At 64.4% G+C, this 15056-nt stretch carries 19 protein-coding genes and 1 pseudogene; 18 read left to right on the top strand and 2 right to left on the bottom strand.

Annotated elements, in window-relative coordinates; translation table 11 throughout:
• Positions 1–21: 21 nt before the first annotated feature.
• From JI59_RS23440 to JI59_RS23430, 3 genes are all read left to right on the top strand, one after another.
• The gene (locus JI59_RS23440; protein ID WP_039858583.1) at positions 22–1056 is read left to right on the top strand and encodes a deazapurine DNA modification protein DpdA family protein; all 1035 of its coding nucleotides are present in this window, start codon (positions 22–24) and stop codon (positions 1054–1056) included.
• Between the two features lie 63 nt (positions 1057–1119).
• Positions 1120–1374 (top strand): type II toxin-antitoxin system Phd/YefM family antitoxin, encoded by a 255-nt coding sequence (locus JI59_RS23435; RefSeq protein ID WP_039858586.1) that lies wholly within the window; start codon positions 1120–1122, stop codon positions 1372–1374.
• 167 nt (positions 1375–1541) lie between these two features.
• Positions 1542–1847: a hypothetical protein gene (locus JI59_RS23430; RefSeq protein ID WP_007015495.1), complete on the top strand. Its 306-nt coding sequence runs from the start codon at positions 1542–1544 to the stop codon at positions 1845–1847.
• Between the two features lie 238 nt (positions 1848–2085).
• On the opposite strand, the gene JI59_RS28135 is transcribed toward JI59_RS23430, so the two are convergent.
• Complete coding sequence (locus JI59_RS28135) at positions 2086–2484, bottom strand: hypothetical protein (RefSeq protein ID WP_007015496.1); 399 nt, start codon at positions 2482–2484, stop codon at positions 2086–2088.
• A gap of 167 nt (positions 2485–2651) precedes the next feature.
• Here JI59_RS28135 and JI59_RS23420 point away from each other — a divergent pair, with 167 nt between their 5' ends.
• The 12 genes from JI59_RS23420 to JI59_RS23365 all read left to right on the top strand — a co-directional run bounded on the left by JI59_RS23420 (position 2652) and on the right by JI59_RS23365 (position 12260).
• Positions 2652–3296 carry a hypothetical protein gene (locus JI59_RS23420; protein WP_007015497.1) on the top strand — a complete coding sequence of 215 codons (645 nt, stop codon included), beginning with the start codon at positions 2652–2654 and terminating at the stop codon, positions 3294–3296.
• Between the two features lie 11 nt (positions 3297–3307).
• The gene (locus JI59_RS23415) at positions 3308–3760 is read left to right on the top strand and encodes a hypothetical protein (protein WP_007015498.1); all 453 of its coding nucleotides are present in this window, start codon (positions 3308–3310) and stop codon (positions 3758–3760) included.
• The gene (locus tag JI59_RS23410; protein WP_007015499.1) at positions 3757–5091 is read left to right on the top strand and encodes a hypothetical protein; all 1335 of its coding nucleotides are present in this window, start codon (positions 3757–3759) and stop codon (positions 5089–5091) included. Before JI59_RS23415 ends, JI59_RS23410 begins: the two co-directional genes overlap by 4 nt.
• 98 nt (positions 5092–5189) lie before the next feature.
• Entirely contained in the window at positions 5190–5726 is a 537-nt protein-coding gene (locus JI59_RS23405) for a hypothetical protein (RefSeq protein ID WP_007015500.1), read from the top strand.
• Positions 5727–5754: 28 nt separating this feature from the next.
• Positions 5755–6189, top strand: a complete 435-nt coding sequence (locus tag JI59_RS23400) for a DUF4262 domain-containing protein (protein WP_007015501.1) — start codon at positions 5755–5757, stop codon at positions 6187–6189.
• 80 nt (positions 6190–6269) lie between these two features.
• The gene (locus JI59_RS23395; protein ID WP_007015502.1) at positions 6270–6596 is read left to right on the top strand and encodes a hypothetical protein; all 327 of its coding nucleotides are present in this window, start codon (positions 6270–6272) and stop codon (positions 6594–6596) included.
• Positions 6597–6687: 91 nt separating this feature from the next.
• On the top strand, positions 6688–6981 hold the full coding sequence (locus JI59_RS23390; RefSeq protein WP_007015503.1) for a hypothetical protein: 294 nt from the start codon (positions 6688–6690) through the stop codon (positions 6979–6981).
• A gap of 286 nt (positions 6982–7267) precedes the next feature.
• Positions 7268–7540, top strand: coding sequence for a type II toxin-antitoxin system Phd/YefM family antitoxin (locus JI59_RS23385; RefSeq protein ID WP_007015504.1), 273 nt, complete (start codon positions 7268–7270; stop codon positions 7538–7540).
• A gap of 467 nt (positions 7541–8007) precedes the next feature.
• Positions 8008–8847, top strand: coding sequence for an NYN domain-containing protein (locus JI59_RS23380; protein WP_007015506.1), 840 nt, complete (start codon positions 8008–8010; stop codon positions 8845–8847).
• 101 nt (positions 8848–8948) lie between these two features.
• Positions 8949–10160, top strand: a complete 1212-nt coding sequence (locus JI59_RS23375; RefSeq protein ID WP_007015507.1) for a helicase HerA domain-containing protein — start codon at positions 8949–8951, stop codon at positions 10158–10160.
• Entirely contained in the window at positions 10157–11368 is a 1212-nt protein-coding gene (locus JI59_RS23370) for a hypothetical protein (protein WP_041565063.1), read from the top strand. Before JI59_RS23375 ends, JI59_RS23370 begins: the two co-directional genes overlap by 4 nt.
• 88 nt (positions 11369–11456) lie before the next feature.
• A complete protein-coding gene (locus tag JI59_RS23365) occupies positions 11457–12260 on the top strand; it encodes an N-6 DNA methylase (protein ID WP_007015509.1) in 804 nt (267 codons plus the stop codon).
• Between the two features lie 426 nt (positions 12261–12686).
• Here the strand turns inward: JI59_RS23365 and JI59_RS23360 are convergent, their stop codons facing one another.
• The gene (locus JI59_RS23360) at positions 12687–13184 is read right to left on the bottom strand and encodes a Ros/MucR family transcriptional regulator (RefSeq protein WP_007015511.1); all 498 of its coding nucleotides are present in this window, start codon (positions 13182–13184) and stop codon (positions 12687–12689) included.
• Positions 13185–13446: 262 nt separating this feature from the next.
• Here JI59_RS23360 and JI59_RS23355 point away from each other — a divergent pair, with 262 nt between their 5' ends.
• The 3 genes and pseudogenes from JI59_RS23355 to JI59_RS23345 form a co-directional block, all read left to right on the top strand.
• Entirely contained in the window at positions 13447–14226 is a 780-nt protein-coding gene (locus JI59_RS23355) for a Mom family adenine methylcarbamoylation protein (protein ID WP_041565062.1), read from the top strand.
• Between the two features lie 31 nt (positions 14227–14257).
• On the top strand, positions 14258–14500 hold the full coding sequence (locus JI59_RS23350) for a hypothetical protein (protein ID WP_007015513.1): 243 nt from the start codon (positions 14258–14260) through the stop codon (positions 14498–14500).
• Positions 14501–14597: 97 nt separating this feature from the next.
• Positions 14598–14972: pseudogene (locus JI59_RS23345) on the top strand (hypothetical protein); the annotation flags it as partial.
• Between the last annotated feature and the right edge of the window lie 84 nt (positions 14973–15056).

Genomic DNA, 15056 nt, shown 5'->3' with positions numbered 1-15056 from the left:
TCCTTTCGTAGGGAACGTAATATGAACACGGGTAGGGTCAAGCCGAGTACGATCGCGGTCATGATAGGGCTGCCCCATCTGTCCGAGGGCAAGCTGCTCGATCGGGCGAGGCGGCTCCAGCAGCCCGTCCTCATTTCGGCGAACGCTCTGTCGCGCTGGTCGAGGCGCCGCGGCTGGCGGGAATGGACCGGCTGGTCGTTTCGCCCGCTCGGCAACGCGGCGGGCCTCCACAGCCTCTGCCTCGACAGCGCCGGGTTCAGTGCGATGGTCACCTACGGCGGATATCCGTGGACCGTGGACGATTATATCCGCCTTGCGGCGGCTTATCCGTTCGGCTGGTGGGCCAGCCTCGACTATTGCGTCGAGCATCAGGTCGCCGGCGACCGCGACGAGGTGCTCGACCGAATTTCGCGCACGATCCGGGCCAATATCGAGTGCCGCCTGCGCGGCGACGACCAAGGGATTCTCGACACCTTCATGCCAGTCATCCAGGGGCGCCTGCCGTCCGACTATGAGCGCTGCGCCGAGGCCCTGTCCTTGACGATTGAGCGGGCAGGACTGGTCGGCGTCGGATCCATGTGCAGGCGCCCTATCCACGGGCCCGAAGGTCTGATGGCAGTCGTCGATCATCTCGACCGCGTGCTCCCGCGCCTTACGCGGTTGCACCTTTTCGGCGTGAAAGGGGAAGCGCTCCCCTATCTTTCAGCCTTCCGCCACCGTGTCGCCTCGATCGACAGCCAGGCTTACGGGGTCGCAGCCAGGACCGCGGCAAGGCGCCATAACCTCGCGAAGACCGACGCCGTCGTCGCCGATCATATGGAGCACTGGGTCCACACCCAGCATGCGCGCCTGCGCCAGCCGCAGCGCCAGCTTCCCATGCAGCCGCTGACGCCGGATGCCGGGCCGCCCGACGATCCCTGGGAGGCCGCGATTGCCGAAGCGCGGCAGCAAATCCGCGAACTCATCGAATCCGGGGAACTCGATCATGACGAGACCACCGCCCAGTGGATCGAGCAATGGGCTGCCGACATCTATCGCGAGCGCATGACGGGCTGAGCCTCGGTTGGGACTGAAAAAAGCTGGAGAACGCGTTAGAGGACCAATGCGGAAGAAAACATTATGCAGGCTTGGACGATTCAGGACGCAAGGGCGCGCTTCAACGAGATGCTTCAAGCATGCACGGTGAACGGACCCCAGATGATCACCAAGCGAGGTATCGAGGCGGCGGTTCTGGTGCCTGCCGCCGAGTGGCATCGGTCTCAACGCCGCGTGCGGCCGACACTCAAGGAACTCCTTCTGGCGCCCAGCGGACGTGGCGATCTCGTTATTCCGCCAAGGGGGCGGGGGACACGCCGCCCGACTTCCTCCTACTGATGTTCCTCCTCATCACCGATATCGTTTACGTCACCATGTCGCTTCTAGCTGTCGTCGACAGCGCCCCGCTGACGAGACCAGCGCGTCTTGGCCCGCAGCCAGAGAAGAGAGGGGATGCGAGGGCAACCTGACGGGAGTTAGAGCTCCTGCAGATCGAGGAGCCCCCCATGCCCCACTCCTTCATCGTCACCGAGCGGATACCCGTACGCTCGAATCGCGCGGAGGTCCGCAATCCGATCCTCACATTGCCTGCGGTTGCCAAGCTGCGGGCGCTCGACCCTAATACGCGCGCACTGCTGCAGGACTTGCTCCTCGAATTGCAGCAGGATGCGAGGCAGCGCGCAGAAACGAGCTGGCGCAGCCGCAAGCCGCCCCTCGCCTCGTACTGGGCGGCCTGCGGTGTCTATGCGGGTCACATTGCCCGCGCCATCGGACCCGGCGCGGGCCGAATCCGATCAGCCAGGCGGGGATGATCGCAAGGGCGCTTCGATTGCACACCTTAAGCGCTCTGCAGGCTGCCGTCAGTGGTTGACACCATCCGGGGCGCCTCCGCGGGCCAATCTCCTGTTTCGAGGACGGGTGGCCCCTCGAAACCCGCGAGATCGATCGTGAGGGAGAGTCGCTGCGCGCCGAAGCAGACGACGTCACAAGGAACGGCGCGCAGCGTCTCGTCGATCCCGCCAATTCCGCCCCGAGAGATGACCACATAGCTTATCCTCGCCGAGGAGGACTCGACCAAGGCTTCGACCGCGCGTCCGAGACGCCGTCCGTGGCAGTCATCGATCTCCATGCCGGCAAGACCGGTCGCGGTGAAAAGCTCATCGCTCGACAGCGGCGGCTGGCCCTATCGGCGGACTTGCCGCCCTCTTCATATCTGCGCTGCTCACCCAGCCATCGCCACGCGCCCACCATGTTCACGACGGTTAGGAAGCCGTTCGTCGCGAGCAGATTGGTTTGCCCGGTCGAGAGACCCACCAGCGACCAGCAGATCGATCCGATCGTGAATACGAGGAACCCCGAGCCCGTGACCTTCGCCCCGAGATTGGCCGCGGTCATCATCGCGGCGATCATCGTTGCGATCGAAGCGATCCAACCCGCGATATCTTCCATCCATTTCCTCCGTCGCCCCGGCTCCTCGCTTCGCGAGGACGCAATACACTCTCGATCGCTTGCTGTCGTCTTTCGGCGACGTGCCCTTCCATCCCGCCGGGCAGAAAAGAGGGAAGCGGGGCTGGGAGCGCGAGCGGAATGACCGCTCGAGATTCCCGGAGGACCCCATGAGCTATGATGTGGCATTTCGCTACGGCCAGGCGCTCGACCCCAGCGCTCTGATCACCATCGGCACGACGCTCCATGCCATTCAGGCAGCGATCACCGATTGCCGCAACGCAGGCATCGAGGTCGAAACCGACCCCGCCGTCATTCTGCTCGTGCGCCATTTCTCGCAGGTCTGTGCCGATCGGCCAGCTGATGCGGAGCTACGCCGCGACTGCATGGCGCGGATCGCGGACCTCAGAAACCGGCCAATGCTCAAGACGCTCGCCCTGCGCGGCGTCGCCTATGACGAACCTGCCAAGCGCCTCTTCCATTCCGAAGGCCGCGCCGCGATGCGCCGCCTTGCCGACGCGCTCGGCCTTGAGGAGGGAAGCTTTGACATCCGCTCCAACAAGGCGGGGCCGGCGGTGTCGGGCGAGATCACGCTGCATGCCGACATGCTCTGGGTCCAGTTCTCGCTAGGACCGTTCGGGCCCGACCGCGAGGTCTGCTTTCGCAAAGTCCGCAATCGCCAGGATCATATCGGCGAACGCAACCATTGGGCGTCGGTCCGGGAACTGGTCGAGCCCGATCGTTTCGCCGCGCGCATCCGCCGCGATCTCAATCTCGCCGCCGCCACCCCCGCCGCGCCGCGGCTGGTCGCCTGAGGAAGGCGCGGATGCGTATCCTCCTCACCCGCACCCGGATCGGCACGGAACCACCCAGCTACTCCTTCCGGGTCTATGTCCCCTTCACAGAGATTTCGCTCGAGCGCCAAGCGCTGATCTCGATGCACTCAGACTACGGCATGGGTGCCGGCCTCCTTGCCCGGCTTCCGGACGTCATCGCGCCGATGTCGCATCTCGGATCCGCGCCGGGCCTCGACAAGCACAACCTTGGCAAGCGCATCGACGGCGTTGCCGATCGCCTGGGGGCGATCCTGCTCGGACAGGTCTTTCCCGAGATGGCGGAGCAACCCGTTCAGTTTCGTCTCAGCGTGCCGGCCGCCCCCGCCAATGCACGGCTCTTTGCAACGATCGACAACCTGTCGGGACGCTACGAGCCGCTCTCGCGTGCGCTGGAGAACCTCACCGCTGAGGGCCTCGGATTTCACCGGGAGAGCGACCGATGATCTCAGAGCCGTTCGATCCGGCCGATGAGGCCACCTGGATCGCTCGTGGCCGCCGGCCGGACCACGCCGCCATCCTGGCCGATGCCTGGCGGCGTTTCCCGGACCTGCCCAACGACGCCGATCGGGAAGCCAGGCGCGCGCGGATGCGGCAGCGGGCGCTCGCGCTGCGTCCGGTCATGGACGCCATGTCCAAAGCCGCCGATGCGGAGCGGCAGGCCCGCAATTTCGCCTTCACCGAAACGCGGATTGCCAGCGGCAAGGGCGACGATCGCGATCGCGCCATCCTGCGCGCGCGCAACCTTCATCGCTACGACTGGGACCGGGCCGTCCGCTACGCGTCGGGATGGTTTGCCGCCACCGCCGGGTGGGAGCCGGAGGCACGGCGAGGGCAAGGCGAGACGCCCGCGACCCTGGCCTACGAGGAGGGCTTCGCCGATGGCGGCGGCAATCGCGACGACCTCTTCGATACCGCGCGCCGCGCCTACGACGCAGCTTCGTTGCCCGAGGCGCAGCCGGTTCCCACCACAGGGCGGCCGCTGCCGAGCACCTGGCCCAAGCCGACCGACGATCCGGTCCCCGCGCGGTGGGCGCGTCGCCTCCTTATCCTCGGCGCGCCCGAAGCGGGATGGATCCGCGAAAGCGCGGCCGCGAAGATCGAGTCCCCGCTCCTGCTCCCAGCTCTCCAGGCGAGCGAGGGGCAAGACGAACTCGCCATCGTCGTGATTTCGAGCACAGGCTTCCATGCGCTCCAGAATTCCATGCCGGACGCGGCCGCGATCGAGTCCTTGAGCGGCGACGCTGTCTCGTTCGATCCCCGACTGGAAGACCAGCTTCGCAGCCTTCTCGCTGGCCGAGATTTTGACGATATCCTGATCGCCGCCCAAGGCGACTATCTTGCGCTCCTCGACCTGCATGCGGTGGCGCTGCCGCTCTGCCGGACCATGGAGCGCACCCGCAACACCTTGCTGCAGCAGCGCGCCCACTTCCGCATCTGGCTGGATCGCGGGCTCATGCCGGGAGAAAGCCTGGGCGCCGGCCACATCCGCTGGGGCAAGGCGGTGAAGGGTCTCACCGGCAAGCTCGGCGAATTCACGGCCCGTTATGCCGGGAAGCAGCCCGGCGGCGGCCACCGCATCACCGTCGAGACGCCGGACGGGCAGCTTGCAAGCGGCTATGTATCAGCCCGCGGCGAACCGCTGTCCCCCGAGACCGTCATCGGCAACCGGGCTCATCTGCGCAAGGCGATGGCTTCCCGCCTGCGCGCCTTCGGTGGAGCCACGCGGCTTGTCGCAAATCGCGCGCCTGATCTCCTCGACCTTGCCACGGCCTGATCCCGCGCGCGTGCAAGGGGGAGGGGGTGTCCGGGAAATGTGCCGGCGGATTGAGCGGCCGGTGCCCGCATTTTCGTCCACTTACAGGAACCCGATCCATGCCCGAAACCAATGTCGTCTCACTCCCTGCCGCCAGCGCCGCCGCCAAGCTCCTCCCGCAACTCGAGCACCTCTTCGTCGCACTCAGCGAGAGCGAATATCATGCGGCCACAATTTTCGCGTTCGATCCCGACGCGCATCTGTCAGCAGGCCAATTGGCGGCGGATGATCACGAGCCGCGCGACCGCCCTCTCGCCGGCGATGCGATGAGCCTGCGCGGCTGGATCATCCTTGCCCGCGCCTGCTGCGAGGCCAAAGACCAACATGACGACAGGGCGCGTCTAGAAATCTTTCTCGCCGAGCGCGCGACGCCCGTCGAAACAATCCTCAAGCCCGAGATCGGTGCGCGTGTGCGTCTCCGCCGACGTCCGCGCGTCGGGGGGGACCGCTATGCCGGCCGCGACGGCGTTATCGTGAAGACGCATTTCGCGGGCTTCTACGTGAAGCTCGACATGACGCCGCGTGAGCGCAGCCAGAAGACCGAGCTGGTCGAGACAGACTATCTCGAAGTCCTGACTCACCCCGCGACCGCCTGAATTCGCTCCCATCGCGGAGGAGGATTTCATGATCGATGCTTCAGACTTCTACGCCGCCATCGAGCGCAACATCACGCGGAGCGGTCAGCATCTCTTCCTGATCTTCGCCGACGGCGAGACGCCCGCCTTCGCCTACACCATCGGAAACGCGCTGCAGGGCCTGCCGGAACTCCTGCTCATCGGCAACTACTCGCCCCGCGTCGCCGGCTCGATCATCAACGAGCTCGGCCGGAAAATGCGCGGCGCGCGCCGGCCGCTCGAAGGCGACATCGACGTTGGCGGCCGCTTTCCTGCCCGCGTTCGGCAAGCCTCGGCCCAGGCGCGCCAGCGCTTTACGCTCCAGGCGGGGCGCTACCTTCGCCACGAGGAATATGACGTGCTGCAGGTGCTACTGTGCGATCCGGACGGGGTCTATCCAGGCGAACCGGGCTGCGCGGCCGCCTACGACGTGCCGCTGGCCTGAGGTTCGCCGCTCGGCACCCCCAAACGATTGGCCGAGGACCTACAGGAATCCGTCGGTGCAAATGCGAAGGAGCTTCGCTCATGAACCCCGCTCTCGCCAATGAACTGGCCGCCCGCGCCGCCGATGGCTGGCATCCCGTCACGCTCAGCGAAATCAAAGCGCAATTGCGCGGTCTGGGCTATGCGCTCGATCGCACGCTGGACTGCCGGTCCACGGCCCAGATCATGACCGGTCCACGTGCCGGCAAGACCTACCCCACGCTCTCGACCGGCATCAAGGAGGCCGACACCGGCCGCAGCGCGTTCCATGTCGAGGCTCGGCGCGACGCCAAGTTTCGAGCGCTGCAGAAACTTCGCTTTGACGTCGGCCTCTATGCCGTCCTGGGCGCCGCGATCATGGATCTCTAATCCTAGGCCGATCAGTGCAGCATTCCCGGGACAAGGGTCGTCGAACGCTTCGACCCTGGCCCACACCCCCCAATTCCTCATCTGGAGACCGATGATGTCGGAGCCCACCCATTTCGTTCAAGTCTATGCGACCGTTCGCGTCAAGCTCGCCGTCACGGCCGCCAGCCACGAAGACGCCATGCGTGCCGCCGACGCGGCCCTGTTCGCCAGAAGGTTCGGCGTGCGGTTGATCCCCACCGCCGAGGGCGCGCTCGACGCCGACTATGCCGAGGAAGTGACCGGCTATCTCGTCGACGAGGCCGGCGACACGGAATACCTGCGCAGCGCGAACTATGGCCAGGACTATGCGCCCGACTGGGGCATGCGTAGCCGCTCGAGCGAATGACCAGAAAGCTGCAACATTCTCCCGCCAAAGCGGCAGGCAGGTTCTACAAACCCGCATCTTGACGATTTCCCGGGTTTTCCCTATGTTCCATATTATCGGGCAAATACGAGCCCTCATGATCCGGGAAAATCGTAAAATATAGTCGGGACGGTAAAATCAGTACGAAGGCGCGACAGATATCCCAAGCGGTGGATTAGAAAATTCGGCCTAAATCGTTGGTAGTTATATCCGAACCTATTTTCGCACAGGCATCACTTCCGGACGTAGAGATTGGAGCCCAAAGCTCATGGCGAAGAGCATGGAAATCGTTCCTTCAGGTGAATTGCAGAAACAATTCGGCCGCTACTCTGACGAGGCGATGATCCGTCCCGTCGGCGTCAGCAGGAACGGGCGGTTGCGTTTCGTCATGGTTCCTATTGACGACTATGAGCGCCTGCGTCGCCGTGAACGAGTTGCAGGCCGTGCGGAGGATTTGGATGAAGAAACCCTCGACGCGATCCGGGCCGTCGAGCCCGCGCCCGAGTGCGACGAAGCGGAAGCTCGACTTAGCGCTTCCTAAGCCGGGCGAGGTTATCAATTACAGCTATCTTTGGGAGTACGAATACAAGGACGGTCGCGACGAGGGCGTCAAAGATCGCCCCGTTGCCGTCGTGCTAGTCACCCAATCCGATGATGGGTTCGATCAAGTTCATGTCGTGCCCATGACGACCCGGCCTCCCACCCGTGGTCAGCAAGCGGTGGAAGTCCCCCAGGCAGTAAGACGTCAGCTTGGTCTCTCGGGCGAACGCTCATGGGTCATCGTCACCGAATGGAACAGGTTCACTTGGCCTGGTTACGACATACGGCCGGTGCGCGGCCGAGAGCCGTCGATAAGTCATGGCTTTCTCCCCTCGGGACTCTTTCGACAGATCCGCGATGCCCTGATCGCTGCGGCGATCGGACGACCTGTCGATCGAGATCTCTGAGACCCTGCGCCGCGCACGACGATGAAAGGCTGCAAAGAAACAAATTGGGGAGGTACTGAACGTGGACAATGAGGATCGTGGACGCGGCACATCGGATCGGCGCATCGCGCTTCTCATCGATGCGGATAATGTCTCCCACACGAAGATCGCGGCAATGCTCGCGGAACTCTCCAAATACGGCACGGCGAACATTCGGCGTGCCTATGGCGATTGGGCCAAGCCGGGCCTCAAAGGCTGGACCGACAAGCTCCACGACTTCGCCATCAGGCCGATCCAGCATTTCAGCTATTCGACGGGCAAGAACGCGACCGACATCGCGCTCGTCATCGACGCGATGGAACTGCTCTATACGCAAAGGCCCGACGCGTTCTGCATCGCATCGAGCGATGGCGACTTCACGCCGCTGGTCATGCAGCTCAAGGCCAATGGTCATGAGGTCTATGGCTTCGGCGAGCGCAAGACGCCCACGCCCTTCGTCAACGCCTGCACCACGTTCCTCTATCTCGATGGTCTCGAGGATCCGAGCCAGCCAGCGGCACCTGGCGAAGCTCCCGACACGCCTGTCGCGGCCAAGACCGAAACCAAGGCCGAGGCAAAGGCAAAGCCCAAGCATTCGGCCGCCAAGGCCGCGGAAAAGACCCTGGCACAGAACACCAAGCTCGTGACGATCCTGCGCGGTGCCGTCGAAGCCTCCGCGCGCGAGGACGGCTGGGCGCTCATGTCCGCGGCGGGCAGCGCTGCGAAGCGCCAGGCCCCCATCGATCCTCGCAACTACGGCGTGAAGAACTTCACGGCGCTCTTCACCGCGACCGGGCTGTTCGAGATCCTCAAAGGCGAGAACGGACAGAGCTACGTCGCCGACAAGCGCAACAAGGATCGCACCCCGCGTCCCGGCGGGTGATGCTCCCGGCGCGCCGATAGCGAACACAGGGGCCGGACGAGCAAAGGGAAGGGGGATCGAGTGGGCGGTGGCCAGACAGGCCGAGCCCAGGAGATCCCATCATGGCAACAGTCGTTTCGATCGACCCTTCCGCCGATCAATGGTCCGTGCCGATCGGCAAGCACAGCCGCGGCGCGCTCATGCTCAATCTCGAGCGCCTGCTCGCCGGCCGCCTGCTGATCCAGGGCAGCAGCGGCGCGGGCAAGAGCCGAACCTTGCGCAAGATCATCGAGGAGGCCTTCGACTTCACGACCATCGTGCTCGTCGATCCCGAGGGCGAATTCGGCAATCTCGCCGCGCATATCGGCGCGACGTCGCTCAAGGGCTGCGAACTGACGTCGGACGGCCTGACGGCGGCCGCCGCGCGCGCCCGGCAATACCGGCTCTCGCTCCACGTAGATCTCACCGATCTCGACCCCGACCAGCGCATCATCAAGGCGGCCGCCCTGTTCGCCGGGCTGATCGGCGCGCCGCGCGAGCATTGGAGCCACACCGTCCTCGTCTGCATCGACGAGGGCCATCTGCTCGCCCCCCATCACGCAGGATCGGCCCGTGACGCGGAGACCCGCCGCCTCGGCGTCGCAACCCTCACCGACCTCTGCGCCCGCGGCCGCAAGCGCGGGATCGCGCCGGTCATCGCCACCCAGCGCCTCGCCAAGCTCTCCTCCTCGGTGATTTCCGAGCTGCAAAACTTCCTGGTCGGCCTCAACGTCTTCGACCGCGACATCGCGCGCGCCGCCGACCTGCTCGGATTTTCCGCCAAGGAAGCCGACCGGCTGCGCAAACTCGCGCCCGGTGAATTCTTCGCCATGGGGCCGGCCATGTCGCCGCTCCCCGTCCTGGCCCACATGGAAGAGACGATCACCGAGCATCTCGGTGCGACACCCCGGCTGACCGCCGCCGCCGCGATCGACAGCGACGAAGCCGAAAGACTGCTCGATCTCTCCGCCCTGCGCGAGGTTTCGAGCGGCGGCCGGGACACCACGCTGACCCTCAAGGGCACGCGGGCGCTCGACGCGTTCCTCCTCGATCCGTCCGCGCCGCACGCGGCCTCGATCATCGGCGCGCTCAAGCGCATCGCCCCCAACGCAACCACGGCCGACGATCTTGCCGGCCACCTCGGTTGCCCACGCGAGGCCATCGACAATGCGCTCGACATGCTGGCTGCGATCGCGGCGGTCGATACCATGCCGCGCGGGGAGGACCGCATCGCCCGGCTGCATGCACGGCTCAGGGCCAAGATTAGCGACATACCCGTGGTGGCGCTCGCATGAAGCCGCTCGATCTGGGCGCAGATGTCGTCGAGCTCGCCCCCGCACCGGGCCCATTCCCCCGACCCCAGCCGCTGCGCGAAATGGCCTTTCGTGCCGATGCCTGGACGCCGGCCGAGAGTGAACGGCTCCGGACGCTCTTTCTCGACGATACCGCGATCGCCGACATGGCGCTTGCGCTCGGCCGGGGCAGGGCGGCGGTCGCCGAACGGATCGCTCTGCTCGGGCTTCGTCGCAACTCGGCAAGGGCCTGGACCGAACTCGACGATGCCGAGCTGACCCGCCGCTATGGCGGCGAACCGACCGCGACCATCGCTTCCGATCTCGGCCGATCCTGCTCGGCCGTCTATGCCCGTGCCCGGATTCTCGACCTGACCGAGGGCAATCCTCCCGAATGGTCGCCTTGGGAAGATGCCCAGCTCGTCGAAGGGTATCGCCGCGGCGTGCCGCTTGCCCAGATCGCGACGCTGATCGGCCGACCCTTTGGCGGCCTGTCGAGCCGGGCTGGCACTCTCGGCATCGTCCACGCGAACCATCCGCCCGACTGGTCCGCGCAGGAAACGGCACGCGCGCTTGAGCTCGCCGAAGCAGGCCACCGCTATACCGCGATCGTTGACATGCTCGCCAGGGAGGGGTTTCCGCAGCGCACCATCCGGGGCTTCGGGCTCGCGATCCGCAAACTCGGATACGGCCGGGGCTGGGGCCGGGCCTGGACGCCCGAAGAAGACGCCCTCCTCCAGAAAGCCTATGGCGAGGGCACCAGCCTGACGCCGCTGCGGCGGCAGCTCGGCCGCACATCCGGCTCGCTGCGCCACCGCGCCGAATATCTGGAGCTGCGCGGTCGTCATGCCAACCGCAACGGATGGCGCATTGGTCCGGACTGGACCGAGGCCGAGGAGGCGCGGCTGCGCGCGGACTATGGCCGTGTTCCGACCAAGCTTCTTGCCGCGCGCATGGGCCGGACCAAGGCTGCGCTCACCTCGCGGGCAAACAGCCTCGGCCTCGTCCACGGCTACATCCGGCCGTTCAGCGACGAGGAAACGCGCGCCCTCGAGATCGCTTTCCGCACCGGGGTTTCGATCGCGGATCTCGCCGTCGCTCTCGACCGCAAAGCCATGTCGCTCAGCAAATATGCGACCAACCACGGCTACCAGTTCGGGCGCAGGCCGAGACGCACCGTGACGCTGGAGGCCCTGCTCGCCGCGGCGTGATTCCGCCGCCGCCAGCCGGCTTTCTCGAACCATTCACTCAGACAAAGCGCGTCAGCTTGCCCAGCCGGCCTGCGCTCGGGAAACCCTCATGCCGCCCCAGGATCGATACATCAGGAACGTCCTCAAGCTGTTCGAGGCCCATGGCCATCGCCATGATCGCTACACGCTGTTCTCCGATTGCATGGAGCTCATCGCGATCAGCATCTCGAACAGCGTCGACATCCGTTCGCGCGACCATCGGGAGGCACGCTATCTCCAGATCGTCGGCCGCTATGATCGCCCTACGATCGAGATGTTCCCGCGTATCCTGGGCGAGATCACCATGGCGCTGGAAACCGCGCCGGGCGATGTTCTGGGCAGCATCTTCACCGCGCTTGAGATCCACAACAAAAGCCGGGGCCAGTTCTTCACGCCCTATCCGGTCTGCCAGATGATGGCCGAGGTCACGCTCGGCGATGCCCAGAGCGCCCGGGCGCTGATCGCCGACAAGGGCTATGTCCGCGCGATGGAGCCCGCCTGCGGCGCCGGCGCCATGGTCATCGCGCTTGCCCAGGCAATGCTCGCAGCCGACATCAACTACCAACGCCATCTCCACGTGACAGCGGTCGATATAGACCCGCGCGCGGTGCACATGGCCTATATCCAGTTCTCGCTATTGCACATCCCGGCCCATCTCATGGTCGGCAACTCCCTGAGCAACGACGTTCGCGAACATTGGTTCACCCCGGCTCACATTCTGGGAGGTTGGAGTGCGAAGCTTGCAAATCAGCCTCGCGTAGTCGAGCCGCCGCCGCGTTCCGCGCCACAGAGGGCCGGGGATCGCTCATCTCCTTGCACGCCACCGCCGGACGCAAAGCCCCGAACGATTGGAGAACAGTTTACCCTGTTTTGATTGGCTGCAGGGCCTTCGCGGCTCGCTTTCAAACATCTCACCGCAAGATGAGTTCCTAGTCACCAATAGACCTTAAACTTTGGGTCGGAGAGCTGTTCGGGACTATGTCTCACCACTAGATAGTCACATTGATCACTCAACCTGATCAAATGCTCCGCGGTGCATCGACAGAAGGAAAGCCCTTTTTCGACCGCCAGTCGGGTGCGTTAGGCAAGATCATGCTGCAATCCGCCCAACAATTTTCGATCGATTGAAGGGTGCACAGCGGGGTCATCACGATGCCAACGGTTGTTTCGGCACCAAGATAGGGCAGGGTGCTCGCCTCGATTTGCTAGGCAAATATTGTCAAGCGACGCGACGACGCACTTTGATCTGACTGTCCCTGTTCCAAGCCCGCCTTCTTCGAGAGGAATTGCCTAGATGATTTTATTGGGCAGGCGGCCCTTCGGTTGATTTTGCGCGTCCGCGACGAGCGGGGGCGGCTTTCGCCGTCTTTGCCGGCGCGGCTGCGCTGGCCGTCTTGGGCCTGCGGCCGAGACCGATGCTTTTTGCGAGCGTACGGCGCTGCTCGGCATAATTGGGCGCGACCATCGGATAGTCGGCCGGAAGATTCCACTTCGAACGATAGTCAGCCGGCGTCATCTGATAGTGTGTCATCAGGTGACGCTTGAGCATCTTGAGCTTTTTACCGTCCTCGAGGCAGACGATATAGTCCGGCTTCACCGAGGCGCGAACCGAAACGGCCGGTTCATGCTTCACTACCGCTGCGGCCTCGGTTTTGCCGAGATTGCTCAGCGCCGCATGAACATTCTGAATCAATAGCGGCAGATCCGAGACCGCGACGCTGTTGTTCGTCACATGAGCCGCGACGATGTCGGCGGTCAGGGTAATCAGCGTGCTATCGCCTTCCGACAAGTCGCTCATGATGATCTGCTTTCCTTCGATTTTCAGAGGAGTCCCGAAAACTGCTCGCTACCGGGAACGGAGCGGCTTGTGAAGCTTCCGGCGCGTCGAAAACGCAGTTGCCAGTTGCGCACGGCTTGCCCCGCGCCACTCCTATCGCCGTAAAGCAAATATTCCATGAACTGCCACCAGTTCAATCCATGTCACAAGAAGAGGGGAATGGGCCGAAAGGACAAGTCGGAGGGGCTAGAGCCGCCGACGTCCCTTCAACCCGAGGCCGGACATGGAAACCTCACGCAGCCAGCGCTGGCGGGAAAGACGCGCCTTGTGGGCAACAGACTTCCGCACCATCAACCCCAGAGCCTATTCGGTCGATCTCATCGAGCACCGCATGGCGCGCGCTTTCATCGCCGAGCATCACTATCTGCCCAACTATCCAGCTGCGCAAGTCGCCATCGGTCTTTTCGGACGCCGCGCCGTTCTCGAGGGCGTCTGCGTCTTCGCGGTGCCGGCGACTGACGCCGTCATCACCCGACACACCGGCTTTCTGGACCCTACCAAAGGCACTGTCCTCGCTCGCCTGATCCTTCTCGACAGCGTCCCCCAGAACGGCGAGAGCTTTTTTTGCGCGCGCGCGTTCCGGCTTCTTCGAGAGGCCCGCCCCGCGATCGAGGCTGTCGTCTCCTATAGCGACCCCGAGGCTGGCCATATTGGCCGGGTTTACGCCGCCTTGTCGGGAGCGCACCGCGGAACTACGCGTCCGCGTATCGTCCTTCGGACTGGCGATCGCACGATTTCCGACCGTACGCTGTCGAAAATCCGCCTCCGCGAGCGCGGAATGGACGGAGCCATCGACCAGATTGTCCGGCTCGGTCTTCCCGCTCCCGCTCTTCGCGAAAGACCGGAAGCCTGGCTCCAACGCCTCCAGACTGAAGGTCTCCTCACGCGCCATCGGCATTCGGGCCTCTTCACTTATTGTTTCGAACTCACGCGCGCCGCGCGCCGTCAGGGCCGTGACCTCCCGCGGCTGCCCTATCCGAAGCTTCTGCCCATCGCCACCTGAGCGCGCATCCGTCCCAATAAGGAGTATAGTCATGTACGTTGCATTCAAAATCAGCGGCAGTTTCGCCGTTCCGGTTGGAACCCAGGCGGTTGAAGGCCTGGCGAACCTTTTCCGACTTCCTTCGGGCGAGGTGGTCTCGGTCCATCCGGTTATCGAAATGGCGAGCGCGCTGGAGAGCGATGATCATCGCGACCTGACCATTGCCGAGGGAACCGAACTCGGAATCCACCTCGACCTCGACGACCGCGACTCCAGTCTGCAAGACAGGGCCTGACGCGAGCCGGCGCGCTCGCGGCCGATGCTGCCGAGAAAGAAGGTGGAGTGGGATTGGTTCGGTGCGCAGACTGGCTGCGCGAGACCGGAGTACTTCCATGCTGGCGACCGATCGTTCCGCGTTGACCGCGGAGTCCCGTGAAATCGATTATATCCGCGTGTCCGAACCGCCGCCGATCGTGCTCGCCTATGGCATCGGCGTCGACAGCACCGCCTTGCTCATCGAGCTGGATGCACGAGGAACGCCGCCCGACCTCGTGATCACTGGCGACCCCGGTGTCGAGAAGCCAGAGACCTACGCCTATCAGGAGATGATGGCCGCCTGGATGGGCGCGCGGGGCATCCGTTACGAGACTGTGCGCTACACGCCGCGGCGGTTCAAGCACTGGCCGCCTTATTACGACCTCCTGGCGAACGTCCTTACAAATGCGACGCTGCCGAGCATCTCGCTGGGGCGCCATAGCTGCAGCTTAGGTCTGGGCTTAGCTAGTGTCCTGTTAGTTCGCCGTGAAGGGAGGACAGGCCGGGCGACGCGCTAATCCAAAAAGCTGGCGGCG

Origin of the sequence: Novosphingobium pentaromativorans US6-1 (assembly GCF_000767465.1) — a bacterium.
Lineage (GTDB): Bacteria > Pseudomonadota > Alphaproteobacteria > Sphingomonadales > Sphingomonadaceae > Novosphingobium > Novosphingobium pentaromativorans.
This window is presented reverse-complemented; position numbering and strand designations above follow the sequence as displayed.

Excerpts from the sequence above, each read along its gene's own strand:
- JI59_RS23420 (WP_007015497.1), top strand. The coding sequence starts at position 2,652 with ATGAGCTATGATGTGGCATTTCGCTACGGCCAGGCGCTCGACCCCAGC.
- JI59_RS23440 (WP_039858583.1), top strand. The coding sequence starts at position 22 with ATGAACACGGGTAGGGTCAAGCCGAGTACGATCGCGGTCATGATAGGG.
- JI59_RS23430 (WP_007015495.1), top strand. The coding sequence starts at position 1,542 with ATGCCCCACTCCTTCATCGTCACCGAGCGGATACCCGTACGCTCGAAT.
- JI59_RS23405 (WP_007015500.1), top strand. The coding sequence starts at position 5,190 with ATGCCCGAAACCAATGTCGTCTCACTCCCTGCCGCCAGCGCCGCCGCC.
- JI59_RS23410 (WP_007015499.1), top strand. The coding sequence starts at position 3,757 with ATGATCTCAGAGCCGTTCGATCCGGCCGATGAGGCCACCTGGATCGCT.
- JI59_RS23355 (WP_041565062.1), top strand. The coding sequence starts at position 13,447 with ATGGAAACCTCACGCAGCCAGCGCTGGCGGGAAAGACGCGCCTTGTGG.
- JI59_RS23400 (WP_007015501.1), top strand. The coding sequence starts at position 5,755 with ATGATCGATGCTTCAGACTTCTACGCCGCCATCGAGCGCAACATCACG.
- JI59_RS23360 (WP_007015511.1), bottom strand. The coding sequence starts at position 13,184 with ATGAGCGACTTGTCGGAAGGCGATAGCACGCTGATTACCCTGACCGCC.
- JI59_RS23395 (WP_007015502.1), top strand. The coding sequence starts at position 6,270 with ATGAACCCCGCTCTCGCCAATGAACTGGCCGCCCGCGCCGCCGATGGC.
- JI59_RS23390 (WP_007015503.1), top strand. The coding sequence starts at position 6,688 with ATGATGTCGGAGCCCACCCATTTCGTTCAAGTCTATGCGACCGTTCGC.
- JI59_RS23385 (WP_007015504.1), top strand. The coding sequence starts at position 7,268 with ATGGCGAAGAGCATGGAAATCGTTCCTTCAGGTGAATTGCAGAAACAA.
- JI59_RS28135 (WP_007015496.1), bottom strand. The coding sequence starts at position 2,484 with ATGGAAGATATCGCGGGTTGGATCGCTTCGATCGCAACGATGATCGCC.
- JI59_RS23365 (WP_007015509.1), top strand. The coding sequence starts at position 11,457 with ATGCCGCCCCAGGATCGATACATCAGGAACGTCCTCAAGCTGTTCGAG.
- JI59_RS23370 (WP_041565063.1), top strand. The coding sequence starts at position 10,157 with ATGAAGCCGCTCGATCTGGGCGCAGATGTCGTCGAGCTCGCCCCCGCA.
- JI59_RS23375 (WP_007015507.1), top strand. The coding sequence starts at position 8,949 with ATGGCAACAGTCGTTTCGATCGACCCTTCCGCCGATCAATGGTCCGTG.
- JI59_RS23415 (WP_007015498.1), top strand. The coding sequence starts at position 3,308 with ATGCGTATCCTCCTCACCCGCACCCGGATCGGCACGGAACCACCCAGC.
- JI59_RS23350 (WP_007015513.1), top strand. The coding sequence starts at position 14,258 with ATGTACGTTGCATTCAAAATCAGCGGCAGTTTCGCCGTTCCGGTTGGA.
- JI59_RS23435 (WP_039858586.1), top strand. The coding sequence starts at position 1,120 with ATGCAGGCTTGGACGATTCAGGACGCAAGGGCGCGCTTCAACGAGATG.